This is a genomic window from Clostridium sp. AF19-22AC (assembly GCF_003479085.1).
In the GTDB taxonomy this organism is placed as follows: domain Bacteria; phylum Bacillota; class Clostridia; order Lachnospirales; family Lachnospiraceae; genus Faecalicatena_A; species Faecalicatena_A orotica.
This window is the reverse complement of the sequence record NZ_QUGN01000007.1, coordinates 146,580-170,009: the sequence shown is the minus strand read 5'-3', so window position 1 is coordinate 170,009 and position 23,430 is coordinate 146,580. Positions and strand designations below refer to the sequence as shown.

Genomic DNA, 23,430 nt, shown 5'->3' with positions numbered 1-23,430 from the left:
ACTCTTCTTTTCCATTATCCTGCCAGAAAAGTATAACGCTGTTTCTATAGAAATTGCAATGTTTTTATGCTTAACTGACATAAAAGTCCAAAAAATTATTTTTATGCGCTTGACATCACCGTGGTAAAGTGATATAGTGTAAGCAACTTACAGGACAGCGACTAAAGGCGGTTTCCCCAGATTCGGAAAGCGCCTTTTTATAAAAAAGCCTCAGCATATGATTTTATACTTCCTGAGCTGTCCGGATTCAAGTTATCATTCTGCTATGCAGATAACCAGACCATACTTATGGTTGCTGTTGCAGTTATGCCATCGCCGACAGTTTCCCCCAAGAACTGTCCTGCGCTGGTAAACTCCAATTAATATATACATCCTCATTGTAGGACATTCCCCAGATTTGTATATGATACAAACTGCAAGGCAACGAGGAAAAACCTCTCAATGACATACCAAAAGCGAAAAGCACGACCACGGTCGTGCTTTTCGCTTTTTAAATAGCCAGTCTTTTCCTATACATCCTTTCTTTCATGCTGTCTCATCTTTAGCTTCAGCATAGCCGTCACTTTTCTTGCATCCAGCTCTGTGATATTATTTTCTCCAACCACACATGTCTCGATACCCTCTTCGCTTTTATTCGTATCCTTTATTCCAGAAAGATAATTATTCTGTACAACAAAGCCGCCGTTTACACCGCTGAATTTCAAACCCGTAACCGGAATACCACGGATTCCGAGCTGTTCACACGTGTTTGCAAAATCTACATCGCTGTTTCCCCATCCATCAGATGACAGAATTGCCCCGTCGGCACGCATACACTCAGCCATAACCGCGGCGCGCGTTCCGACGAGCATCTTTTCTTCATTATCATCCGGGGTCCCCACTATAATCACGCCCAGTAGGTCTATGTCTTCATCCGATGCCACAACATCCAGAAGGGGGTCGCGAAAATGGTGAAGCGTTGTTTCTTTCGTTGAAGGCCCTATTCCCATCTTACATTCCTCCTATTCTTACTGCATAGAACGTATCATTCCGTCCCGGTATTCATTGGGTGTCAGAACCAAAGGCATATTTTTCATATCAATAATCGAATGTCCGCCTTCTACTCCCGACGGCTCCTTCGGGAACAGCCACGTATCATACATAGCCCCCTGCCCAGCCACCTGCTTTATAATGACTACTTTTTTCCCGCCTTCGCGGACCACATCGTGATATTCATGCCGTTCTGTGCACAAATCCCCTTTCATCTTCTTAAGCTGCTCCCTGAAAATCTGGATAAATCTGTCACAGGCCCGGTGTGCCGCCATCGGCCCTGGCCGTTCCTGTCCCATGCCCGCTTTCAAAGTTACATCGAAAGAAATGATGTAATCCTCCCCCGAAGGAGTCCCCGCCCGGTTCAGATAAAGCTTATCCCGCAGCACACCTTCCGAAGACCCAAACTCATGTGTCTGTTTTCCTTCCGTATCCACTCCTGTCAAAACAACATAGACACCTGTCAGGGTATGAGTAATCCCTTCTCCCAGCTTCCCCAGCACCTTTGTCGAAACCGGGATAATATCCATAATCGTATTCGTCCAACAATCATGCCCGCCCGGCGGTATCACCCTGATCCCGACATTCTCAATCAGGGGTTCCGCTTCAATCATCTTCGCAGCACATCCTTTATTTATGGTCATAAGTCCATCCGGAGTTATCCGGTTTTCCTCGCCCTCCATGACCCGGTCCATATGAAATGCCTTGATAACCAGACGGCGCAGATCCTTTTCTGACATACAAATCACCTCCAAATTCTCAAAGGGGTCAGACCCCTTTGAGGTTCGTTTTCTGAGTTGTGTGACAAAAAAGGGACAATTCCACCGGAATGCCCCTTTTTGTGTCTGTATATTACACTTTTGTGTAACTGTTCAGAACCATGAACAGTTACACCGCAAGCCCATAAAAATCGCCTTTGGCGATGGGGCTTGCTCCTGACAGTCCAACGTTTTCGCACGGACCGTGCAGTAAATGCACAGTCCTGTACTAAGCAGTTACACTTTTGCTACATATTCGTACGGCAGCGGTACTATCTTGCCCGGTGTCTCGATCTTGATGAGCTGTTCAAGTGTTGCTTTTACAATTGCTGTCTGCATTTCTACATCATTCGGCGCACCTGCGTTGGCACCCATCGGTACTAACGGAGCTACGGCGCGTGGTGTACCGGTCTGACGAACGACCGGAGGAAGAGCTGCAATAATGATTGTCGGTATTCCAGCTTCTTCAATTGCTCTCTGCACCAAAACTGCAGAGCGGTGGCAGGTGCCTCAGCCAGCGGTCAGGATGACTGCATCTACATCTTCTTCTTTGAACATCTGTGCAATTGCAGGTCCTGTTTCGTTTTTGAATTTCTCCTGGTTTCCACCGCCACCCATGAACCCGGCATGTACCGGTGCACAGGATCTGATGAATCCTTCTGCTGCCAGTTCGTGGATTCTGTCTATCGGGAACATACAGTTGATGTCTTTGTTCACATCACCGTTATCATATCCACCGTGGGATACCATCAATTCACTTGATGGTGTATCGTTCGTTATCTTTCTCCATGTAGAGTCACCTGCCAGATTGAATCTGTCCTGACTCTTGCAGTGTACCCCGGCTGCTGTTGCAAGGGCGATGGACATATCCTTTAACTCTTTTGTTACAGGTGTCCAAACTGCCGGAGGAGTAATCGGAACGTAAATTTCTGACTGTAAACCTTTTGTGGTTGTCAAGCTCATTCTTCTACCTCCTTGGTTTCTGCGTTCGCTTTACGCATTTCTTCCTGGCGTCTGTTATATGTGTCCAGATTACTCACGTATTTCTCATTGGCTTCCGGTCCAAGCTGTTCCACAAAACTCATGTTCCATGCCACTTCCTGTCCCACGACCAGAGGATAATCTGTAATCAGCATCCTCATAGGTATCTTTAAGTATCCAAGCCGGCCCTTCAGGTCAATTCCGACACAGCCGTCATGAATCTCTACAATAACCCCTTCCATACGTATAATCTTATCACCATACATTAATTCTTTCATCTTAGTCGTATTTCTCTTTTCTCTTCTGGCTCATTGGCAGAGACTGCTCATTTTTTACAAGCTCAACAGGTTTTCCTGTTACATTTGAAATCAGCTCAACGTTTGTCGCTTTTACGTTTGGATTCCATTTTCTCTCTGCTGTCTTAACCTCTTCGCCTGACATTGCATTCTTCAGCATTGCAAGAGCCCTGACTGCGTCTTCGTGGCAAAGTGTGTTGCATGCGAGTACTTCGTTCTCAATACCAGATTCAGATTTATTGTTATCAACCATATTGGTCATGTATTTGTTACCAACGACCAGAGCCCCCTGAACTGCGCAGAAAGACATACCAACAACAGGGATTCCGCGCATTCCGATCTGCTCGTGATGACTAGCAAAATCAATATGGTTGTTACCGAAGCCTTCTGTAGTAACGAATGCCCCATCAGCATCCATCATCTCTACCATCATACCAACGCGTTTTGAAACATAGAATTTCTCTGCGTTGATCTGCGGGCTTCCAACGAAGATGACACCGCAAAGATCCACTTCTGTATCATGAAGCGCCTCAAGTACGAGCGGCTCTCTCCAGTAATGTCTGGACATCTCCTTTGATGCAGGTCCGATACAGGTCAAAGCGTGGATACATCCATCCAGCACCTCTAACGGAGATACGCAGACAGGTACGTTGCCAAGATCAACATTCGGCTTTGCCCCAAGTACGCCGACCGGTTCTACCGGGAGAATCAGGTTATCATGCATAGCACCTTGTCCCATGATTTCTTTTACAATAACAACTTTTTTCTTACCCGGTCTTCTGATCTGGTTAAATGTCTGTGTATCAACAACCAGTGAGTCGTCCTCCAATGCTTTTAACGCCTCTCTGATCTCCTGTGTAATGTGGTCTGTAGCCGTATGAGCTGCAAGAGGGCCCGGTCTTTCCATGTTAGTTCCCTCTTTAATCGTTACCTGAGTCTTGATGAAGATTTCACCTTTGTCAGGTGCTCCCGGACGGTTCCACATGATATTCTCATCCAGATAGCCTTCTGAAGAGCCGAATTCCCCAATCTGCACTCCATTTGCATCTGTACCTGTAACCATCATGATCACGCCGTCCAGTACTCTTGTTGTACCGCTTCCGATTTCATCTTCACCTTCTTTGCAGGCGATCGGCTGTACGTCCATGATTGTCTCTGAATATGTGTGGTAATCTTCTGGTGTGATAATATCGATCTTCAGGTCGTAAACCAGTTCCTGAGAATCGATGCAGTCTTTTTCAATTCCCTCACGGATGTACAGTGTTGTTCCTTCGATCTTTGTCTCCGGTCCGCGCTTTACTTCCGTAATGTTATAATGCTTTCTTGTAAGAGTCCTGACAACCTTCTCTTCAGCAGCTGGTGACGGAACTGGTGCCACAACTGGCGGTACAGGTACCGGCGGTGCCGGAACCGGTGCAGCTCCCCCTGCAATTCCTACAGGAAGCTCTATATCAATATCCTTACCTTCCCCAATATGAATCTTCAGCACTCCGCCCGGTGCAGATGGTGGTACTGGCGGCGCCGGCGGTGCGATAACTTCCGGAGCTTCTTCTGCAGCAGGTGCTTCCTCTTTAGCTGGTTCTTCAATCACCTTGGCACCTTCTACAACATCCGCTGTTAAAGGACACAGAGAATCACAGGTCTTTGTAAGCTTTGCGCCTAATACCTGTTCGATCGTCAATGCACCTTCCAGGTCCAAAAGTCCTGAATCTACCAGATCATCAAAAATGGCAGGATCTTCCAGGTTGGATGCCTGAATTGTTATGCCTTCTTCTGCCCTGCAGCAAAGCACCGCAGGATCCTTCGCATGTTCTTTCGCTGTTTCAGCTGTAATTGACATACTTTCTTTCCTCCTTTTATCTTATATCCCAAGGACCGCTGTGCTGGTCCTTCAGGCAGGCACACACACTTGTGCGGCACTGTATATGGACTGACGTATCCGCCGGTTCCATATAGTAACATTGTAAACACCTTCCCGGATATCAACTCCCCGGGAAATATCTATTTTCCAACAGGGCTCTCAGTCTTACCGGCCGTCCGGAAGCTGGTCCACCTGCTTAGAAACTGTTAATCTTCTATATAATGGATGATTAATTGTCCTCATAATATGGTCTGTCTGATGGAACACTTTCAGTTTCATCTTAGGTGCAGATCCCATAACTGTATTGGAACAATCAGAGCAGTTGCCGATGATAATATATTCGGCACCGTCCTTCTTAAACTGCAGACACTTCTGGGCCTGTCCCGGACAGTTGCCCGGATTCTCACATTTCAGTGTCCCGTTTTTCATCTCAATCGCCTGCTTACATCTTGCTACAGATACAACCTCTCCATGCATCTTTTCGCAGATATCACGCATACGCTCTTCATTTCCACCGCATGCGCAGACAAGAAGCCCTACCGGTGCGCCGTGCAGGTCCGGTAAATCTATTGTTACAATAATACCCCCGGTCGTCTTTGTAACCGGTGCATCCATCGCAACTGCCTTTCCTGTAAATGGTCCGCCCATGATGATTTCCCCATACACACCATCAATTCCACCGGAACATTCAATCATATCCTCCACGCTTGTCCCTACCGGAACATCCATATAAACATGCGGCTGGTTCCCGCCGTTTAACTTGCCAATGACCGTCAGGTTCTTGCTATAGCATGGCTTTCTCAGTTCTATCGCTTCTGCAACACGCAGTACTGTCTCTACATTAATCACAACCGAATCCGCTGCTGACGGAAGCTGTGTAGGATCAAGCAGCTTTCCGAGAGTCTCTCTTACAACCGCACGTTCCTCGCCCATTGGATAAATATCCGGAAGCAGGTGGATAGAGATATTTTCCTCTCCTTTAATCGCTTCACGGATAGTATCTACCGCTTTTTTATTCTTAGCCTTGATTGCAAAAATAGCTTTTGCAGCATTGGAGATTTCCATACAATATTTTACACCTTTGAGAGTCATCTCCATATTCTCTTCAATCTGACGGATATTATGGTACAGTCCCGGTTCACACTCAACCGCATTCACAAGAATGTAACCACCTTTTAAATCTGTCCCCAGTTTGACGCCTGTCGGGAATCCGGCCCCGCCCATTCCGACCACTCCGGCTTCCTTCACCATCTCCAGCGGGCTGCCTTCATGGATCTGTACAAACGCATCCTTCTGTTCCTCATCCGGAACAATGACGATTCTGTCTTCAAGAACAGACTCGACACTTCCATAGACACTGGAAAAAATGTTGGCTCCCAGTCCATTCGGGACGGCAATCAGTGTTCCCTTCTCCACTTTGTCCCCGGCTTTCACAACCGGCTCACATGGAGCACCTACATGCTGTCTTAGCAAAAACTGTAACTTTCCCATGACCTGTTTCTCCTTTTAGATTATATATTATTTATCTTTTCTATAAGTAAAGCGGCTGACACACGGCATCTGCCATGCTTCTGCAGGCTGTTTTATCTCTGCCCGACCAGCTTTTACAATATTTTTTCAAACAAAAGGCAGCATACGCTGCTCCTTATATATAGTAAGTTTGTGAAATTAATCTCACAAATCTGATTTTTGGCGGAGGCATGTGGGAATCGAACCCACCCAGGACGCTCCTAACGCCCAACACTGGTTTTGAAGACCAGGAGGCACACCAGTTACCCTTCTACCCCCATATTCAGTTTTTCCAAGCTTTCCGGGCCGTTGTCACTTTAGCCGCGGATATCAAATTATCAAAATTACACATTCAATTTGATATTTTATTTTTTACTTTATCTGTTTTTTATATTAACAAATAATCGTTGACTTTTCAAGGGTTTTCGTACATAATAATTAATATAAACTGAACTTCGTACTAGAACGCGGTCTATTCGTCGATTTTTTATCAATTTGGGCTCCGTATTTTGCAGGATACTTTCTATATAATAGGTTATTTTATTCCTGTTATTAAATCGCTTATAGACAAGTTCTATAAACTACCAATTAGGAGGAAAAGTAATGAATTACAATCCCAAAATTAACCTGGATGCATTCGAAGCATCATTTAAGGCAATCGACACACACACTGTCGGAGAGTTCACCCGTATTATTATGTCAGGATTTCCTGAGTTAAAAGGGGACTCCATGATGGAACGCAAGCAGTACCTTGCAAAAAACTATGATAAATACCGTCAGGCACTCATGTTCGAACCGCGCGGCCATCATGATATGTTTGGTGCACTCGTTACAGAGCCTGTTAATCCGGAAGCAGACTTCGGTGTTATCTTCATGGATACGGGTGAATATCTGAACATGTGCGGACATGGGACGATCGGAACAACAACGGCTCTGATCGAAGCCGGACTCGTTCCTGCTGTTGAACCGTATACAGAAGTAGTATTAGACGCTCCGGCCGGACTTATTCGTGTAAAGGCAGAAGTTAAGAATGGAAAGGTTCTGAACGTAACCTTGACAAATGTGCCTGCTTTCTTATATAAAGAAAATCTGACGACCGTTGTCGACGGCAAAGAAGTAAAATACGATATTGCATTCGGCGGAAGTTTCTTCGCCCTCGTAGATATCGAGCAGATGGGCTGGACAGTTAACAAAGAGTCTATTCCTGAATTAACCAATTTCGGAATGAAGGTCATTGAACAAGTTAATAAAGAAGTAGAGATTAAGCATCCTGAACTTGACATCACTACCGTAGACCTGGCTGAGCTTTACTGCCATACAAAAACTGACGGATGTGACTACCGCAACGTAGTTATTTTCGGTGATTACATGGCTGACCGTTCACCGTGCGGAACAGGAACAAGTGCAAAGCTGGCAACACTTTACTCCCGCGGCCAGATAAAGATCGGAGAGCCTTTCGTATACGAAAGCTTTATCGGTTCCCAGTTCAAAGGCGTTATAAAGGAAGAAGCAACAGTAGGGGAATTCAAAGCAGTCATTCCTCAAATTACAGGAAGCGCCTATATCACAGGAGAGTCAACTTATGTAATCGATCCGGATGATCCGCTCAGATACGGTTTCAAAGTATCCAGAGGAAAATAAGAAACAGTCCTAGTCCTTATATATAAGGGGAAAATGAAGGGGAAATCTTCATTTTCCTCTTTTTGTTTGTAGCGGACTCCAACTTATGCTATACTATAATACAAGCTAAAAAGAAACAACTGTATGCAGCCTCTCAGTTATTATTCACATATCCTGACAGCTGCGCATTTACAAGGAAGTGAGGGTATTATGCCACGTAAAAAACAGACAACCAAAAGCAGAATTGTAAAGGCTGCCTGGAATTTATTTTATAAAAACGGTTACGACAATACTACCGTCGAAGACATTATTAAGTTGTCAAAGACATCCAAGGGAACCTTTTACCACTATTTTAAGGGGAAAGATGCCCTTCTTTCTACTTTATCTGATCTGTTCGACCAGAAATATGAAGAAATCAACAATACTCTGGACCAGTCACTTTCTTCCAGAGACAAGCTGTTACTGCTGAACCACGAATTATTCTATATGATTGAGACGAGCATCGACATGAACCTGCTTGCATCCTTATATTCCTCCCAGCTTGTAACTAAAGATAACCGGTCACTACTGGATGATGACCGTTATTATTTTCAGCTGATTACAGAGATCATAGCGGCAGGGATAGATACCGGGGAATTCAGCCGGACTTCTACTGTTGACGGGCTTGTGAAAATCTACACCATGTATGAGCGTGCGCTCTTGTATGACTGGGCACTGTGTGAGGGTAAATATTCGCTTTCCGCTTATAGTGACAAGTTACTGCCGCATGTACTGGATAATTTTGAAAAAGGAATATGATAGCTGCAAATCATTGTGTTTTTCGACAAAAACTGATATGATTAAGAAAAATCTTAATGGAGGTATTATCTGTGTCTGAAGAATCTACACTTGTAAAAGATGAAACTGTTAAATCAACTGCTGAAGGCACTGTAACAGCCGGTGAGGATGCCGTTACTCCGACTAATGCAGATGCTTCGAATATTGTTCCTTTTAATTCCGAAGAACCGGCTGCCGTGAATACCGCCGAGGTTTCTGAAGAGGCTCAGGATCCTTCCGTTAATATAGCAGAAACTGCCACACCTGCCGAAGGGGCTGCTGCAAAGGTTGTCCAAAAAGCTTCTGATATTGCGGATAAAGCCTCTGCATATACGGAAAAAGCTGCCGATTTTGCAGGAAAGACTGCACAAAAGGCTGCTTCACGTATCAAACCGGAGCCAGAGGATGATTTTCTAAATGAAGATATTCCTGAGAAGAAGCGCTTTCATTTCAAGAGGGACGATAAAGAATTTTTCCGGGATAAATGGATTCTTTCCCGCATCAGCGAGGAAAACCTGATGGAATATCTTAAGCTTGAACAGCGGCGCAGTGAGTTGCAGCAGGAGGCTAAGAATATTAAGGAAAAACGTATTCTGAAAGCTTTTGAGATGACACTGGGCCTTGCTGCCATTGTTGCTGTTATCTATCTGCTCAGGGACAATCCGTCCATACTCGTTAATATCCTTTACATAGCGGGTATACTGGCTGCTTTCTGGGTATGGAAGAATCCCAAAGATAAGTAGAATATCATATATACATTCGTTCTATAGTTCCCATATGTTTTAACAAAAGCCCACCGTACAACATTTCCGGCTGTACGGCGGGCTTATTTTATTCTTTCAAATCATCAATCTTCCCTTGCATTTCTTCTACCTTGTGATACAATATAGTTAAGAATATTGTTATACAAGGTAGTGAACGAAGGAGGGAGGCTTATGGATAAATCCCAGTTAATGAAAGGTATTCTGGAAGGATGCATCCTGAAAATCATTGAACAATCTGAAACCTACGGATATGAGATAGTCACGCAGCTTCAGGAAAATGGATTTACAGAGGTGAGGGAAGGTACACTTTATCCGCTTCTGCTCCGCCTCGAAAAGAAGAAACTAATCACTGCAACTTATAAACCCAGTCCATTGGGCCCCAGCCGCAAATACTATACACTTACTCCGGACGGTAACCAATACCTCCACTCTTTTTTGACCAGCTGGAAGGATATCTCGGAGTCGGTGCACAATATTTTTAAGGAGGACATACTATGATGCTGTTTACCAATCAATTACACAAGCTCGAGCTGGAAAACAAGGATTCTTTCCAATCTGTACAGAACGGGGACAGCCGCAGGGAGATTGTAAATATGATGAAATATCTGTCTGCATCTTCTCTCTCCCTCTACCAGATCCAGATTATACGAAAAGACCTGATCGGGATGGCTATTGAAGGGGAAAGGAAAGGTCTTCCCCTGAAAGAGGTCCTCGGCAGTGAGCCGAAGGAGTTTTGTGATGAAATTATCCAGAATTCGGGGGAATATGCAGGATGGGAGCATTTTATGAACCTCCTGCTAGAATATTTACAGATGGCCACACTATTCTACTTCATCCGGTTTATTTTCATAAGCTCGGCACCTGCCAGTTTTGGACTGGATTACTCATTCATGATCTGGCTGGTCGTATGGTGTGTGGGTGGAGTCGTGCTGCCTGATTATATCGGAAGAAAGTTCTCCATATCCAAGAAACCCTATGGCAGATATCTTGGATGGGTATGCCGCCTGCTTGCACTTTTAAGTTTCATCTGGCTGAGCAGCTCACCATTAGCCAGACAGTTTCTATTCAGGGCCAACGGATGGCTCATCCTCGTTGTCATGTTACTGATGCTTGCTGCCGCCACCGCATCCATGAACAGGCACTGGGCAAGATGCGCACAGCGTTTTCCGCAATGACGCAAAAAACGGGAGGCTGCTCTCTTCCTCCCGTTTACATTCCTTGCTTATAATATTTATCACACAAGACACTCCTGCATTGCTTCCATTTCTATCCCTGCGTTTTCCATCGCATGGCTGACCACTTCACGTTTTTCCAGTTCCGTACACCAGGACAGTCCGCATCCGGCCGAAAGGACACGGGGTACCGGAATGAGCCTGCCGGGAACCTCTTGTTCCTTACACACCTTTTCCATCGCCATTGCATCTGCTGTTGTATGAAATGTCACTACTAATTTTAATTCTTTTTTTCTCATCTTTCTCTTATTCAATGATGGCAGGATCTGCACCCCGCATCTGCTTCCTTCATCTTATTTTTGCAAAGGGGTCTGCCCCCTTTGAGGCTGATTGATAATAACTTAACAACCTGCTGTATTAATCGGCAGCGATCTCCCGCACTGCTTCTATGGCAGCATCTACTTCCTCTTCCGTATTATAATGTGAAAAGCTAAATCTGACCGCCCCCTGTTTCTCGGTTCCGAGGGCCTTGTGCATCAGGGGTGCACAGTGCGCCCCCGGCCTGGTGGAAATACCGTAAGCGACAAAAAGCTCATCGCTGATTTCTGAAGAATCATAGTCCGCAATGTTAAAAGTTACGATCGGGCACCTCTTTTCTGCCTCAAAGTCTCCGTATATCTTTACACCTTTGATTTGGGATATTCCCTCGTAAAATCTTCTCATGAGGTCAGTTTCTTTCTTCTCTATCTCTTCAATGCCAGTCTCCTCCAGATATTTCAGCGCCGCATTCAGGCCGGCAATCCCATGTCCGTTCAGTGTCCCGGCTTCCAATGCCGTCGGCATTTCCTGCGGATGATGCATGTTGTACGTGTCAACGCCGGAGCCGCCGCAAAGGAGCGGGCGCACGGCCAGCCCTTCCCTTACATACATGCCGCCAGTCCCCTGTGGTCCCAGAAGACTTTTATGGCCAGTAAAGCAAAGGATATCTATATTCATTGTCTGGACATCAATCGGAAATACGCCTGCCGTCTGGGATGCATCTACTACAAAAAGAATACCGTGGCCTTTTGCTATACTTCCCACCCGGTGTATATCCACCATATTCCCTGTCAGGTTCGAACCATGCGTGCAGATTATCGCACGAGTATTTTCACGGATGGCATTCTCCATTTCTTCATAACAGATATTCCCTTTTTCATCTGATGGAAGTATGGTGAGTTCAACGCCTTTATCCCTGCACTCATATAGCGGCCGAAGAACGGAATTGTGTTCCAGCACCGTCGTAATCACATGGTCTCCCGGATTTAAGGTTCCTTTTATGGCAATATTCAGACTCTCCGTAGAATTAGCCGTAAAGACGATCTGCTTTGGGTTTTCCGCATGAAAAAAACGGCTTAGTCTCTCTCTTGTATCATATATGATTCTCGATGCACTTAAGGCAGCCTCCGTAGCTCCCCGTCCTGCATTACCGATTGAATTCATCGCCTGAACGACAGCCTCCGTCACTTCTTTCGGTTTTCGCATTGTCGTTGCGGCGTTATCCATATAAATCATAGTTCATCCCCCATTTCCATACATGTTTAGTATACCCTCCCTTCCCATAAGAGTCTAATCGAAAACATAAATAAATAAGGACTATTATAGATGTTCTCTATAATAGTCCTTAAAACCACTTTCCATTCCATTCTCAGCTAAAGTGAAGGATACACTTTATCCACCACCCGCAAGAACTTTTCTGCAAGAGATGATAAATGAAAGTTTTTATTATACACAACATTAATGTCACGCCTGCCAGACTCTCCGTCCAGTGAGAACTCCAGCATTTTGCCCTCTTTTATCTCGTCCCCCGCGGCCAGCCGGGAAATGATGGAGATCCCCATCCCCCGGCTCACAGAACGCTTAATCGTTTCCTGATTCTCCATGCTCGCAACAATCTTAAGAGAGTCAAAATCCAGGCCCATCTTCTTCAGCAGCTTTTCTGCCTCTTTACGGGTGCCTGATCCTTCTTCCCTGAGTATGACCGGTTCATTCTGAATCCATTCTTTCCCAGCCGCTTTTCCTGCGCCTGACTTCTTAAGATTTCTAAACCTGTCGGTATTCGGGGTAATCACAACCAGTTCATCTTTATAAAACGGAATATACTGGCAGTATTTTTTATCCAGTACCGTACCGGTAAATCCGATGTCGACGTTGCCGTTTACTACCTGTTCCACCACTTTTGCACTGTCAGTTTCCATAATCTTAAAATGTTCCTGCGGATACTTTTCACTGAAGCGGGCCAGTATCTGCGGGAGGAGGTACTGCGAAGGCACGCTGGATGCCGCAATATGGATGCAGTGGCTCCCATCTTTTCTTGTCTGGTCATAAGTTGTCTCTATTTTTTTCTGAAGTATGATCATCTGTTTCGCATATCCATAAAGAATCTTTCCATCCTCAGACAGATTTACTTCTTTTGTATTCCTGATAAACAGACGGACCCCCAGTTCCTTCTCCAGAGAAGAAATATGAGCACTCACTGTAGGCTGGGTTAAGAAAAGGGCCTTTGCCGCTTTTGAAAAGCTGCCTTCCTCTGCAACCGCTGCAAATGCTTCTAACTGTTTCAGATTCATAGATTTGATATCCTTTCACTTTCTCCGCCTGTTTTCCGGGTTACTTTGATGCTGTCCATGTACTCCAGTATCGGCTTGGCGCTTTTCCTGCTCGTAGAAAACATATCCCGAATTTCGGCTATCGTGATTTTTCCATCTGCTTTCAGCTTCTCAACGATCTTTTCTTTTGCCTCGGCCATATACACACCCGGTGTATACATACCTTCGGCAACTTTTATGATTTCTCCGCTGTCTGTCATAAGAAGTAAGATATCGTCCACAGTCCGTGCCGGCACGCCGCCAAAATCAATATCAGCCAGCCTGACAAAATCGAATTTTGCAGGCTTAATAACGCCAAGCAGTTTTCTCCTTACTTTCTCAAAGGTTTCATCCCGGACTACCTCATATCCCTTCGGCGCAAGGAATTCATCATGCCTTGTCAAAGCATCCTGTTCCTCCAGATATTCTATATACCTGTCAAATACATTCGGCTTTACCCGTTTCATGAATGTACTGTGTACCTCCGCTTTCGGCATTCCATACCTGTAAGGATACTTTTTGATGTAGTCCTCAAGCGCCCCGAGTATCTTTTCCCTGTATGCGTGTTCATCTGCCATATGAAGGACATAAGTATCCTTTTTCATCGGGAATACGCACACAAGCCCCTGTGTGGCCAGCTCTGTCACTGCGGCCTCCGCCTCTTCCTTTGATAAAGCGGTCAGTTTTGCAAGTTCTGAAACCGATGCCATTGTCTCTGCAAAGTCTTTCACATGAAGCTCGATGACATCCTCTGCGGTGCCTGATTCTTTCTGCCTGAGACTTTCAATTGTTTCTTTAGAAAAGCGTTTCTTTCTGGCCGCATTCGGCTCCAGAACCACGCCGCCGCCAATCGTTTCCATTGGGGAATAAAAGCGGACAACAAACCGGTCACCTCTTCGGAAGGCTACATCCTCTTCCATTCTCAACTGCACATACCCGCTGTCCCCGGGTCCCAGCTCCTCGTCCCCTAAAAGAACCGCACGGCACAGAACTTCACTCGTCCCGCTAAAGAAATGGAGCCTTGCATTGTTGGTCAAAAGCCGCATGGTAGAATCCAGCATTTCCAGCTTGACATCCATGAGCCTTGAATCGGTCATGCTGCCCGGAGGTGCAAGAACACAGCCTCTTTTTAAATCTTTTTTCTTCATATTAGATATATTAATAGCGACTCGCTGTCCCGCATAACATTTTTCCACATCCTGGCCGTGCACCTGGATATTCCTGATCTTGCATTCCTGTCCATTCGGAAACATTTCCAGTGTGTCTTCCTTTGAAATCGTACCGCTCACCAGAGTTCCCGTAACGATCGTGCCAAAACCGGATAACGAGAAAACCCGGTCCACAGGCAGTCTCGGGATGGTGTGGATATCCTTTTCCTCCACCTCTTCCTCTGTGAGACGCTCAACAGTTTCAATCAATTCCGGAATGCCTTCCCCTGTCGCGGCCGATACCTTGACGACAGGAGCCGTTTCCAGAAATGTGCCCTCGAGTTCTTCTTTGATTTCCTCTTCGACCAGTTCCAGCCACTCCTCGTCCACCAGATCACATTTGTTCAGGACGAGAATACTTTTCTGGACGCCAAGCATCGCCAAAATATCCATATGTTCCCTCGTCTGGGGCATAATTCCCTCATCAGCCGCCACAACAAGCAGTACCATATCCATGCCGACGACTCCGGCAACCATGTTATTGATGAACTTTTCATGTCCGGGAACATCGATGATCCCCGCGCGGTTTCCGTTTGGCAGGTCAAAATACGTGAATCCGAGGTCTATCGTGATCCCCCGGCGCTGTTCTTCCTCCCAGCGGTCTGTATTACGTCCGGTCAGCGCCTTGATCAGTGTCGTCTTTCCGTGATCAATATGTCCCGCTGTTCCGATAATAATATGCTTCATATTGATTTCCTTCCTTTTCAAGGACATTCAGTTCCTTTAGTATTTTCGCAAAATAGTTCATGAATTGCCCGTCAAACGTCCTCATATCGAGCAGAATCCTGTCATTTGCCGTGCGGCCGATTACAGGCACTGGAAGATGTCTTAAACGTTCTTCCAATTCAGGGGTCGTAATCTTAAGCGGACGGATCGTGACCGCAGTGCTCGGGATCCGCTCGAGAGGCAGGGATCCGCCCCCGATCTGTGACTCGCATTCCTCGATATCAATCTCGGCCGGTAAGTCTGCCCGCTTCAGCAGCCTCCGGAACTTCTTTGCATCCTGTTCTACTTCCTCCACCCTCTTTGTGATCATATGAAGTGCAGGTATATTCTTCACTGCCCTTTCTTCTGATAAATACTCCCTAAGCACGACTTCTAAAGCCGATGCAGTAAACTTATCAATACGCAGGGCACGGGTCAGCTGGTTTTTCTTCATCAGGTCAATGTATTTCTTCTTCCCGACAATAATTCCCGCCTGCGGGCCGCCCAGAAGTTTATCGCCGCTGAAGCACACGACATCGGCTCCGTTTCTCACGGAATCCTGTACAGTCGGTTCATAAGTCAGTCCATATTTACTCAAATCTATCAGTACACCGCTTCCCAGATCTTCGATCACGGGGATGTCATATTTTTCTTTTAAGGATACCAGTTCCGATATCGGCACGGTATCCGTAAAACCAACAATTCTATAGTTACTTGTGTGTACCTTCATAAATACTTTTGTTTCTTCTGTCACCGCATCTTCATAGTCGGAAATGTGGGTTTTGTTTGTCGTGCCGATTTCTCTTAAAACGGCGCCGCTCTGTTCCATGACATCCGGAATCCTGAATTTACCGCCCACTTCAACCAGTTCCCCTCTGGAGACGACCGCTTCCCCGCCTTTTGCCATAGAGCTTAAAATCAGCATAACAGCGGCGGCATTATTATTCACGGCCATAGCTGCTTCTGCACCTGTAATCTTGCAGAGCAGTTCTTCAAAATGGGAATACCTCTCCCCTCTTTTTCCTGCCTCCAGATCATATTCCAGATTCGAATATCCTGACGCAATGTAGGTCACCTGTTTTAAATGCTCCCCACTAAGCGGGGCACGTCCCAGATTCGTATGGAGAATTGTCCCCGTCCCGTTCAGCACCCGGGTCATGTTCGGCCGGTACATCGCGGCTACATTCAGTTCTATCCGCTCGCAGAGACGGTCTATATGCTCCTGGGCCTTTTCTTCCTCCTCACAGGAACCGATATAGGTTCTTAGGGCTTCCAGCTCCATGCGTATCGCTTCCAGCACACTGTCGTAGCTGTAGTAATCTATCATTTTCTTTATCGTTTCATTTTCCAGCAGAACATCCACCTTTGGAATCCTGCGGAATAAGAGGTTCTTGTTCATAACCTTCTCCTTTTATTATCTTTACTCCCGGAAGGGATCATACCTGCTGTTCGTAAATGCTTGTTTCAAGCTAACGCAGCAGGATTAGTTTTTCCTGCTTTTCCAGTACGCGGCCGATCACAGACACTTTCGTATCCAGTCGTTTTTCTTCAAGATCACGGAGAAATCCTTCGCTGAAGTCCTCCGGCACGCTGAACAGAAGTCCGCCGGATGTCTGCGGATCATAGAGCAGGTCCAGATAAAATTCTTCTACACCACCTGCATCCACCATGTGCCCGCTATGTTCCCTGTTCTTATATGCACCGGCCGGTATCAGCCCCATTTTGGCATACCCGACTGCTTCTTCTATATATGCCGTATCACGTACATGGATTTCCAGTGTCACACCGCTCGCAGAAGCCATTTCCGCGCAGTGTCCGAGAAGCCCGAATCCCGTGATATCTGTACAAGCACTGACAGGATACTTTTCGGCTGCTTCCTTTGCTTTTTTATTCAGTGAGGACATGACTGTAATCGCTTCCTCTTCTGCCTGTTTGGATGCCATTTCCGCTTTCACGGCCGTATTAACGATGCCGCTGCCGATCTGTTTTGTCAGAATCAGCACGTCCCCCGGCCTGCATCCGTAATTTTTAAATATTCTGTCCGGATGTACAAATCCCGATACGCTTAACCCGTACTTGGGTTCATCATCCTGCACAGAGTGCCCCCCGACAAGGACCGCACCGGATTCCAGCACTTTATCCGCACCGCCTTTCAGTATCTCCCCCAGTATTTCCGGGTCAAGACAGTTTGGAAATCCAACGATATTCAGGGCAACTTTCGGCTCCCCTCCCATCGCATATACATCGCTTAAGGAGTTGGCCGCTGCAATCTGTCCGAATGTATATGGGTCATCCACGATAGGGGTGAAAAAATCCACCGTCTGGATCATGGCAATGTCATCTGTTACTTTATAAATCGCGGCATCATCTGATGTTTCAATTCCAACCATGAGATTCTCATCCTGGAATTTCGGCAGCCTGCCCAGAACCTGGGCAAGGGTCTCAGGACCTATTTTGGCCGCTCATCCGGCCGTTTTTGCCATCTGGGTAAGGCGTACATCTTTGCCTGTCGTCATAGTATTATTCTCCTTTTTCGTTTCCGCAGAACAGACAGCGCAACTTTGACCGGTGCGCTGTCTGTTCATCATTTTCTTTGACTGTTTGTACTTCTTCAGTAAGACTAAGGACGTATGATCTTTCCCGCCTGATTCATCGTCTCCACGATGCTGTACATATTCGTCACGGTTCCGACCTTCAGCTTCTCCTTCAGACCATAGTAATCCAGGCATGTCCCACAGGTCATGATTTCAACTCCCTGTGCTTCCATTGACTTCAGGTCCTCCAGAGAATCAGAACCTTCAGAAGTCAGTTTAGCACCCCCGTTATAGAAAAGGATTGCTTTCGGCAATTCATCAAGCTGTGATACGGCAAAAATGAAGCCTTTTATCAGGACAGCCCCGAGCTCATCATTCCCTTCCCCCATGCGGTCTGATGAAATCACGACTACCGTATCTTTCCTTTTGTCTGTACGGCATAAGACCGGTTCTTCCATAGCCTGGGTTTCTCGTTTCGGCATCGTTCTGTCTGTTCTTATAATCACTTTGAACTCCTTCTCACTGATTTTCTCTGAAGTGACATCTCCCCCTGAACTGGATGCCATCTTCGTCACATTCTGGACCGCAATCTCGTTATCCACCAGAACCTCCAAAACATCAGGTCCCTCCAGCTCCTGCAGAGCCTTCTTCGCTTTAATTACCGGTATCGGGCAGGCATCCCCCATAGCATTAACTGTTATCATCTTGTAATCTCCCTTCTGCTACACTTATAGATATATTCTATCACTGAGTTGCTGTCAGGTAAACACCTTATCTTAAAAAAGTGGGGAAATAGCTTCACGTTCCCTTTTCTCCCGCAGTTTCATCCACATTCCGTATTGAAAAAGTCGGGGTTTTATGAGATGATAGGTTTAGTTTTCTGCCTGTTTAATTTAACTGGCAGTTTCCGAGAGAAAGGATTAGATAAATATTATGTGGATAGCTGACAATTGGAAAGATTATGAAGTGATAGACTGTTCTAACGGTGAGAAGTTAGAGCAATGGGGAGATTATCTCCTAATCAGGCCGGACCCGCAGGTTATATGGGACACGCCTAAGACACACAAGGGATGGTCCCACCCGAACGGACATTACCACCGCAGTAAGAAGGGCGGCGGTGAATGGGAGTTTTTTGACCTGCCCCATCAGTGGCAGATTCATTATGGAAGCCTTACTTTTAATCTAAAACCTTTTAATTTCAAGCATACCGGGCTTTTCCCTGAACAGGCTGTAAACTGGGACTGGTTCTCCGGAAAGATCCGTGAAGCGGGCAGACCGGTGAAGGTACTGAATTTGTTCGCCTATACCGGCGGTGCGACTCTTGCTGCTGCGGCTGCCGGGGCACAGGTTACACATGTGGATGCATCGAAAGGGATGGTGAACTGGGCGAAGGAGAATGCGGCTTCTTCCGGGCTGAAGGATGCCCCGATCCGCTGGCTTGTGGATGACTGCGTGAAGTTTGTGGAGCGCGAGATCCGCAGAGGTAATACTTATGATGCGATTATAATGGATCCGCCTTCCTATGGCAGGGGACCCAAGGGCGAGATATGGAAGATCGAGGATATGATCCATCCTCTGATTAAGCTGTGTACCCAGATTCTTTCCAAGGATGCAGTCTTCTTCCTGATCAACTCTTATACTACAGGGCTTGCTCCTGCTGTCCTGACTTATATGATTTCTACAGAATTAAAAGCATGGCGTGGTACAGTAGACTCACAGGAGATCGGGCTTCCGGTCAGCCAGAACGGACTGGTCCTCCCTTGTGGGGCTTCCGGACGCTGGGCACGGGATTGAGACCATATCAATCTTTAAAACCCATATCCCCACTGGAATCAACGTATAAAAGCGTTAAAATTCCAGTGGGGATATATTTTATATTTACTTAATATTATGATGTTGTGGCTTATCGGCTTCATAAATGCCACTGTCAGAACCCAACAATACATTTATACCTGTGATTTCACATCCTTTGCTTTCATAATAGCGCAGCATTTCGTCAATCTTCCTTTTATCATAACTTGTAATACAATCTGATAAAACATTGACTCGATAGCCTGCTTTGCGCAGGTTGTAACAGGTTGATTTTACACAGGCTGCCGCATCTGCTCCTGTGATGTAGAAGTCATTTATTTCATTTTTATCAATAAAGTCTGCGAATGCCTCGCTGCTTAATGCATTTCCTTTATACTTTGTGAAGATATTTTTTGATACAATTTTTAAATCTGAAACTAATTCAGCCCCTCGCGTATTGGGTTTAAAAGTCCTTGTCCCGCCAGATAAATTTTCATGTCTTATGTAGACGACATGAATATCCTGTTTTACTGCCCAATCTATGGATTGGTTTATACGGTCAATGATTTCCTTGTAATTCTTTGTTATATCATTTTGAATGTCTATTACTACTAAAGCTTTTTTCTGCATAGCGGTTCCTCCTGATTATGTGATTTATTTACCGCTATTATAACTGATTATTTATGACAACTGTATGTCACTAATCTTTGTAAAGATTTTGAATTTGGGAGGATTTTTCTTTCAGCATATCAATGATCTCCCGGGGTTCCAGCACCTCGACTGAATCACCGAATCCGAGGAGCAGGGAGAGCCACAGCCGCTCATTTTCTTTTACATGCGTAGCTATAACAAAATCACCATTTTCATGTTCTTCGATGATTTCACCTTTCATGTATTCCATAATGGGAATTCTTTCTTCCGCTTTACACCGTAATTTTACGGGAATATAGCGCTGGGTATCACTGCCCCATTGTTTTTCCAGCAGTTCCGGGACATTACCGTGTCTGCTGTCCACCGTTCTGCCGGTAACTCTTAAATTCGTTAACCGGTTGAGCTTGAAGAAACGGTAATCGTTTTTACAGGTGCAATACGCCAGCAGATACCAGGCATACCAGCGGTAGTTCAGTGCCAGCGGTTCAACGGTCCTATGGCTTTTTTGTCCTGACCCGTTGGTATAATCAAATTCAACTATGTTTTTATTGTGGATTGCCTCTTCGATTTCACGCACAAATACGGGAATATTTCCACCCTCGCTGACTACACCGAAGTCAATGAATATACGCTGTTCCTTATCATTATAATGGCCCGCGGCCAACAGCTTTTCCAGAGTCGTATTTATTTTCTGGCTGTCATAAGCCGAACACATGCCCTTGAGTGCGGTGATGATAAATAAATAATCTTCCATTGTTGTAATCTGCTTATCCAGCCTGAAAGTATCAAGTATTTCGTAGCCACCCGATGCCCCTGTTGATGATGTTACAGGAATACCTGCAATGGACAGAGTCTCTACATCACGCACAATCGTCCGGATTGATACCTCGAACCGCTCAGCAAGCTCTTTGGCTGAAACGACATTACGGTTCATCAGGTACATCGTGATTCCGATGAGGCGGTCAATTTTCAACTGTAACCACCCCGCTCTCTTTTTTCTATATTAATAATCATTTAAAACTGTTCCCAGTGCACTTTGTCTATCGGCAGTTCGTCCAATTCGTATGCGTCTTTCTGTTCATCCGGCATACCCAGGGACAGGATTGCTTCTAGTTTATACCCTTCCGGATATTTCAGTATGGAACGAAGAAAAGCTTCTGTTGTGCCTCCGTCAGGCGTTTCCCTCAGGCGTCCCTGTATCCAGCAGCTTCCCACACCGAGGCTGGAAGCCATCAGATGCATGTTTGTCATTGCTATGGAACAATCTTCCGTCCATACATCTGTTATTTCGGGGTTTGCAATCACAACGACCGCACAGGCAGCATTCTCAAGCATTTTTGCTGCCCCGGCCCTGCATTTGGACATGAGCTTTAAGGTTTCCCTGTCTGTTACGGCAATGAACTCCCACGGCCGTCTTGTCCTGCTCGATGCAGATAATAAGCCCGCCTGCAGGATCTGGTTGAGCACTTCCTTTTCAACCGGCTCGTCTGTATATTTTCGAATGCTTCTGCGTCTTCTCATAGTCTCAAGAAGCTCCATATTATTCTTCCTCCTTTTGTCTGTTCTGTATATGAAATCTGTTAACGAACTTCGATCTGACCCAGAATCTCCCCGATTGGCGCAGAAATGTTAAGTTCGGCCCTGACTGCTTTCGCGGTCCGGGATTTATTTATAACAACAAGGTGCCTCCCGTGGAAATAATCGATGAATCCTGCCGCCGGGTATACGACCAGGGATGTCCCGCCAATAATCAGCGTATCCGCCCGGGCTATGGACTCCACTGCACCCTGTATGGTACTTGAATCCAGCCCTTCCTCGTAAAGCACGACATCCGGCTTAATGATGCCCTCACACTCGCAGCGCGGAATCCCTATGGATTCTTTCACAAACTGTGCGTCATAGAACCGATGACATTCCATGCAGTAATTACGGTGGATACTGCCGTGAAGCTCATACACGGTCCTGCTGCCTGCGGCCTGATGCAGTCCATCAATATTCTGGGTGATCACTGCTTTCAGTTTCCCCGCCTGCTCTAATTCTGCCAGCTTGAAGTGGGCCGAATTCGGACGGGCATCAAGAATCATCATTTTTTCTCTGTAGAAATCATAAAATGCTTCTGTATACTGCATGAAAAAACTATGGCTCACAACTTGCTCGGGTGAATACTTGTACGACTGGTGGTAGATACCGTCCGCACTTCTGAAATCCGGAATATGACTCTCTGTTGATACTCCTGCGCCGCCGAAAAATACGATGTTCTCACTTTCATCTATGATTTCCTGCAGCTGCTCTACTTCTTTTTCATACATCTCACGCCCTCCTGTCTTTTCCTGCTCTGTTACCCCTACTCGTCTTTCAGGTTTCCTTTTTCGATGTGCGCCTGTACAATGGCCTGCATACATTTCCATACATCTTCTGACGTTTCTTCAATCTTCTCGTTCCGCTTATATACCTGTGACTTCTTCACGCCGTGTTCAGCCCAGCTTTTTCCGCCACTCGCGTCATTGAGCAGCAGAGGCTGGAAATTGTCCAGCAGGTGTGCAAATTTTGCATCAGGTGTCTGATACTCTTCAAATTCTTCCCACAGACTGCGGAAATACTTTCCCTGGTCTTCCGGAAGAAGCCCGAAGATTCTCTCCGCCGCCTTCTCTTCTCTCGCCCGTTTTGTCTCGGCTCCTGCGGAATCATAGGCATATGTATCCCCTGCGTCAATCTCTACCAGATCATGGATCAGTACCATAATCATAACCTTTGTCAGGTCTGTTCCGGGCACATATTCCTGAAGGAGTACTGCCATCAAAGTGATATGCCAGGAATGCTCTGCATCGTTTTCTTTCCTCTGACCATCTGCCAGATAGGACTGCCGGTAAATATTCTTTACCTTGTCGATTTCCGTAATGAATTGAATCTGCTGCTCTAACCTTGTCATTTTCGCTGCCCCTTTTCTTTTCTGTTTTTGGATCTCTATATTTTTATTGTAAACTCTCTTGTCCATTTTTACAATCGTTACTGTTCACAGATAACCTGTAAACAGTAACTAACAATTGCTAATGTTATGCTAAAAAATATACCGGTTAAAAATGAAAGACTCCGGATATGAGCATTTTT

24 protein-coding genes and 1 tRNA gene are annotated in these 23,430 nt (G+C 45.8%); 6 read left to right on the top strand and 19 right to left on the bottom strand.

All coding sequences use genetic code 11. The features are described from left to right. Positions 1–509: 509 nt before the first annotated feature. The 7 genes from DWX43_RS10340 to DWX43_RS10310 all read right to left on the bottom strand — a co-directional run bounded on the left by DWX43_RS10340 (position 510) and on the right by DWX43_RS10310 (position 6,713). Entirely contained in the window at positions 510–989 is a 480-nt protein-coding gene (locus DWX43_RS10340; protein ID WP_109732255.1) for a glycine/sarcosine/betaine reductase component B subunit, read from the bottom strand. Between the two features lie 18 nt (positions 990–1,007). After that, positions 1,008–1,769, bottom strand: a complete 762-nt coding sequence (gene prdD, locus DWX43_RS10335; protein ID WP_118620233.1) for a proline reductase cluster protein PrdD — start codon at positions 1,767–1,769, stop codon at positions 1,008–1,010. Positions 1,770–2,024: 255 nt separating this feature from the next. After that, the gene (gene prdB / locus DWX43_RS10330) at positions 2,025–2,750 is read right to left on the bottom strand and encodes a D-proline reductase (dithiol) protein PrdB (protein WP_109732253.1); all 726 of its coding nucleotides are present in this window, start codon (positions 2,748–2,750) and stop codon (positions 2,025–2,027) included. Beyond that, positions 2,747–3,046 carry a CBO2463/CBO2479 domain-containing protein gene (locus DWX43_RS10325; protein ID WP_109732252.1) on the bottom strand — a complete coding sequence of 100 codons (300 nt, stop codon included), beginning with the start codon at positions 3,044–3,046 and terminating at the stop codon, positions 2,747–2,749. The genes prdB and DWX43_RS10325 overlap by 4 nt, the downstream gene beginning before the upstream one ends. Position 3,047: 1 nt before the next feature. Continuing rightward, positions 3,048–4,904 carry a D-proline reductase (dithiol) proprotein PrdA gene (prdA, locus tag DWX43_RS10320; RefSeq protein ID WP_109732251.1) on the bottom strand — a complete coding sequence of 619 codons (1,857 nt, stop codon included), beginning with the start codon at positions 4,902–4,904 and terminating at the stop codon, positions 3,048–3,050. A gap of 186 nt (positions 4,905–5,090) precedes the next feature. Then, a complete protein-coding gene (gene prdC / locus DWX43_RS10315; RefSeq protein ID WP_109732250.1) occupies positions 5,091–6,416 on the bottom strand; it encodes a proline reductase-associated electron transfer protein PrdC in 1,326 nt (441 codons plus the stop codon). 199 nt (positions 6,417–6,615) lie between these two features. Further along, a tRNA-Sec gene (locus tag DWX43_RS10310) sits at positions 6,616–6,713 on the bottom strand. Between the two features lie 324 nt (positions 6,714–7,037). Here DWX43_RS10310 and DWX43_RS10305 point away from each other — a divergent pair. The 5 genes from DWX43_RS10305 (at position 7,038) to DWX43_RS10285 (ending at position 10,809) form a co-directional block, all read left to right on the top strand. Further along, positions 7,038–8,075, top strand: coding sequence for a proline racemase family protein (locus DWX43_RS10305; protein ID WP_109732249.1), 1,038 nt, complete (start codon positions 7,038–7,040; stop codon positions 8,073–8,075). A 189-nt stretch (positions 8,076–8,264) separates the two neighbouring features. After that, a complete protein-coding gene (locus DWX43_RS10300; protein WP_118620271.1) occupies positions 8,265–8,852 on the top strand; it encodes a TetR/AcrR family transcriptional regulator in 588 nt (195 codons plus the stop codon). A gap of 71 nt (positions 8,853–8,923) precedes the next feature. Then, the gene (locus tag DWX43_RS10295; RefSeq protein WP_243099287.1) at positions 8,924–9,613 is read left to right on the top strand and encodes a hypothetical protein; all 690 of its coding nucleotides are present in this window, start codon (positions 8,924–8,926) and stop codon (positions 9,611–9,613) included. Between the two features lie 192 nt (positions 9,614–9,805). Next, a complete protein-coding gene (locus DWX43_RS10290; protein ID WP_118620232.1) occupies positions 9,806–10,132 on the top strand; it encodes a PadR family transcriptional regulator in 327 nt (108 codons plus the stop codon). Next, positions 10,129–10,809 carry a hypothetical protein gene (locus DWX43_RS10285; RefSeq protein ID WP_118620231.1) on the top strand — a complete coding sequence of 227 codons (681 nt, stop codon included), beginning with the start codon at positions 10,129–10,131 and terminating at the stop codon, positions 10,807–10,809. Before DWX43_RS10290 ends, DWX43_RS10285 begins: the two co-directional genes overlap by 4 nt. A 59-nt stretch (positions 10,810–10,868) precedes the next feature. On the opposite strand, the gene DWX43_RS10280 is transcribed toward DWX43_RS10285, so the two are convergent. The 7 genes from DWX43_RS10280 to yedF all read right to left on the bottom strand — a co-directional run bounded on the left by DWX43_RS10280 (position 10,869) and on the right by yedF (position 18,584). Then, on the bottom strand, positions 10,869–11,105 hold the full coding sequence (locus DWX43_RS10280; RefSeq protein ID WP_109732244.1) for a DUF3343 domain-containing protein: 237 nt from the start codon (positions 11,103–11,105) through the stop codon (positions 10,869–10,871). A gap of 118 nt (positions 11,106–11,223) precedes the next feature. Beyond that, positions 11,224–12,360 carry an aminotransferase class V-fold PLP-dependent enzyme gene (locus DWX43_RS10275; RefSeq protein WP_118620230.1) on the bottom strand — a complete coding sequence of 379 codons (1,137 nt, stop codon included), beginning with the start codon at positions 12,358–12,360 and terminating at the stop codon, positions 11,224–11,226. Between the two features lie 137 nt (positions 12,361–12,497). Then, positions 12,498–13,415 (bottom strand): selenium metabolism-associated LysR family transcriptional regulator, encoded by a 918-nt coding sequence (locus DWX43_RS10270; protein WP_118620229.1) that lies wholly within the window; start codon positions 13,413–13,415, stop codon positions 12,498–12,500. Then, on the bottom strand, positions 13,412–15,328 hold the full coding sequence (gene selB / locus DWX43_RS10265) for a selenocysteine-specific translation elongation factor (RefSeq protein WP_118620228.1): 1,917 nt from the start codon (positions 15,326–15,328) through the stop codon (positions 13,412–13,414). Before selB ends, DWX43_RS10270 begins: the two co-directional genes overlap by 4 nt. Then, positions 15,291–16,745: an L-seryl-tRNA(Sec) selenium transferase gene (selA, locus tag DWX43_RS10260; protein ID WP_118620227.1), complete on the bottom strand. Its 1,455-nt coding sequence runs from the start codon at positions 16,743–16,745 to the stop codon at positions 15,291–15,293. The genes selB and selA overlap by 38 nt, the downstream gene beginning before the upstream one ends. A gap of 70 nt (positions 16,746–16,815) precedes the next feature. Beyond that, positions 16,816–17,862: a selenide, water dikinase SelD gene (gene selD / locus DWX43_RS10255; RefSeq protein WP_118620226.1), complete on the bottom strand. Its 1,047-nt coding sequence runs from the start codon at positions 17,860–17,862 to the stop codon at positions 16,816–16,818. Between the two features lie 104 nt (positions 17,863–17,966). Then, positions 17,967–18,584: a sulfurtransferase-like selenium metabolism protein YedF gene (yedF, locus tag DWX43_RS10250; RefSeq protein ID WP_109732238.1), complete on the bottom strand. Its 618-nt coding sequence runs from the start codon at positions 18,582–18,584 to the stop codon at positions 17,967–17,969. Between the two features lie 229 nt (positions 18,585–18,813). On the opposite strand from yedF, the gene DWX43_RS10245 reads away from it, so the two are divergent. Further along, positions 18,814–19,674, top strand: a complete 861-nt coding sequence (locus tag DWX43_RS10245) for a class I SAM-dependent methyltransferase (protein WP_109732237.1) — start codon at positions 18,814–18,816, stop codon at positions 19,672–19,674. A gap of 84 nt (positions 19,675–19,758) precedes the next feature. On the opposite strand, the gene DWX43_RS10240 is transcribed toward DWX43_RS10245, so the two are convergent. From DWX43_RS10240 to DWX43_RS10220, 5 genes are all read right to left on the bottom strand, one after another. Beyond that, the gene (locus tag DWX43_RS10240) at positions 19,759–20,301 is read right to left on the bottom strand and encodes an isochorismatase family cysteine hydrolase (RefSeq protein ID WP_118620225.1); all 543 of its coding nucleotides are present in this window, start codon (positions 20,299–20,301) and stop codon (positions 19,759–19,761) included. Between the two features lie 70 nt (positions 20,302–20,371). Beyond that, positions 20,372–21,295, bottom strand: coding sequence for a YafY family protein (locus DWX43_RS10235; protein WP_118620224.1), 924 nt, complete (start codon positions 21,293–21,295; stop codon positions 20,372–20,374). A 41-nt stretch (positions 21,296–21,336) separates the two neighbouring features. Next, on the bottom strand, positions 21,337–21,861 hold the full coding sequence (locus DWX43_RS10230; RefSeq protein WP_109732234.1) for a nitroreductase family protein: 525 nt from the start codon (positions 21,859–21,861) through the stop codon (positions 21,337–21,339). A 41-nt stretch (positions 21,862–21,902) separates the two neighbouring features. Next, the gene (locus tag DWX43_RS10225) at positions 21,903–22,631 is read right to left on the bottom strand and encodes an NAD-dependent protein deacylase (RefSeq protein ID WP_118620223.1); all 729 of its coding nucleotides are present in this window, start codon (positions 22,629–22,631) and stop codon (positions 21,903–21,905) included. Positions 22,632–22,666: 35 nt separating this feature from the next. Then, positions 22,667–23,251: an HD domain-containing protein gene (locus tag DWX43_RS10220; RefSeq protein WP_118620269.1), complete on the bottom strand. Its 585-nt coding sequence runs from the start codon at positions 23,249–23,251 to the stop codon at positions 22,667–22,669. Positions 23,252–23,430 lie beyond the last annotated feature (179 nt).

Excerpts from the sequence above, each read along its gene's own strand:
- DWX43_RS10340 (WP_109732255.1), bottom strand. The coding sequence starts at position 989 with ATGGGAATAGGGCCTTCAACGAAAGAAACAACGCTTCACCATTTTCGC.
- prdD (WP_118620233.1), bottom strand. The coding sequence starts at position 1,769 with ATGTCAGAAAAGGATCTGCGCCGTCTGGTTATCAAGGCATTTCATATG.
- DWX43_RS10325 (WP_109732252.1), bottom strand. The coding sequence starts at position 3,046 with ATGAAAGAATTAATGTATGGTGATAAGATTATACGTATGGAAGGGGTT.
- prdA (WP_109732251.1), bottom strand. The coding sequence starts at position 4,904 with ATGTCAATTACAGCTGAAACAGCGAAAGAACATGCGAAGGATCCTGCG.
- prdC (WP_109732250.1), bottom strand. The coding sequence starts at position 6,416 with ATGGGAAAGTTACAGTTTTTGCTAAGACAGCATGTAGGTGCTCCATGT.
- DWX43_RS10305 (WP_109732249.1), top strand. The coding sequence starts at position 7,038 with ATGAATTACAATCCCAAAATTAACCTGGATGCATTCGAAGCATCATTT.
- DWX43_RS10300 (WP_118620271.1), top strand. The coding sequence starts at position 8,265 with ATGCCACGTAAAAAACAGACAACCAAAAGCAGAATTGTAAAGGCTGCC.
- DWX43_RS10290 (WP_118620232.1), top strand. The coding sequence starts at position 9,806 with ATGGATAAATCCCAGTTAATGAAAGGTATTCTGGAAGGATGCATCCTG.
- DWX43_RS10285 (WP_118620231.1), top strand. The coding sequence starts at position 10,129 with ATGATGCTGTTTACCAATCAATTACACAAGCTCGAGCTGGAAAACAAG.
- DWX43_RS10280 (WP_109732244.1), bottom strand. The coding sequence starts at position 11,105 with ATGAGAAAAAAAGAATTAAAATTAGTAGTGACATTTCATACAACAGCA.
- DWX43_RS10275 (WP_118620230.1), bottom strand. The coding sequence starts at position 12,360 with ATGATTTATATGGATAACGCCGCAACGACAATGCGAAAACCGAAAGAA.
- DWX43_RS10270 (WP_118620229.1), bottom strand. The coding sequence starts at position 13,415 with ATGAATCTGAAACAGTTAGAAGCATTTGCAGCGGTTGCAGAGGAAGGC.
- selB (WP_118620228.1), bottom strand. The coding sequence starts at position 15,328 with ATGAAGCATATTATTATCGGAACAGCGGGACATATTGATCACGGAAAG.
- selA (WP_118620227.1), bottom strand. The coding sequence starts at position 16,745 with ATGAACAAGAACCTCTTATTCCGCAGGATTCCAAAGGTGGATGTTCTG.
- yedF (WP_109732238.1), bottom strand. The coding sequence starts at position 18,584 with ATGATAACAGTTAATGCTATGGGGGATGCCTGCCCGATACCGGTAATT.
- DWX43_RS10245 (WP_109732237.1), top strand. The coding sequence starts at position 18,814 with ATGTGGATAGCTGACAATTGGAAAGATTATGAAGTGATAGACTGTTCT.
- DWX43_RS10240 (WP_118620225.1), bottom strand. The coding sequence starts at position 20,301 with ATGCAGAAAAAAGCTTTAGTAGTAATAGACATTCAAAATGATATAACA.
- DWX43_RS10230 (WP_109732234.1), bottom strand. The coding sequence starts at position 21,861 with ATGGAGCTTCTTGAGACTATGAGAAGACGCAGAAGCATTCGAAAATAT.
- DWX43_RS10225 (WP_118620223.1), bottom strand. The coding sequence starts at position 22,631 with ATGTATGAAAAAGAAGTAGAGCAGCTGCAGGAAATCATAGATGAAAGT.
- DWX43_RS10220 (WP_118620269.1), bottom strand. The coding sequence starts at position 23,251 with ATGACAAGGTTAGAGCAGCAGATTCAATTCATTACGGAAATCGACAAG.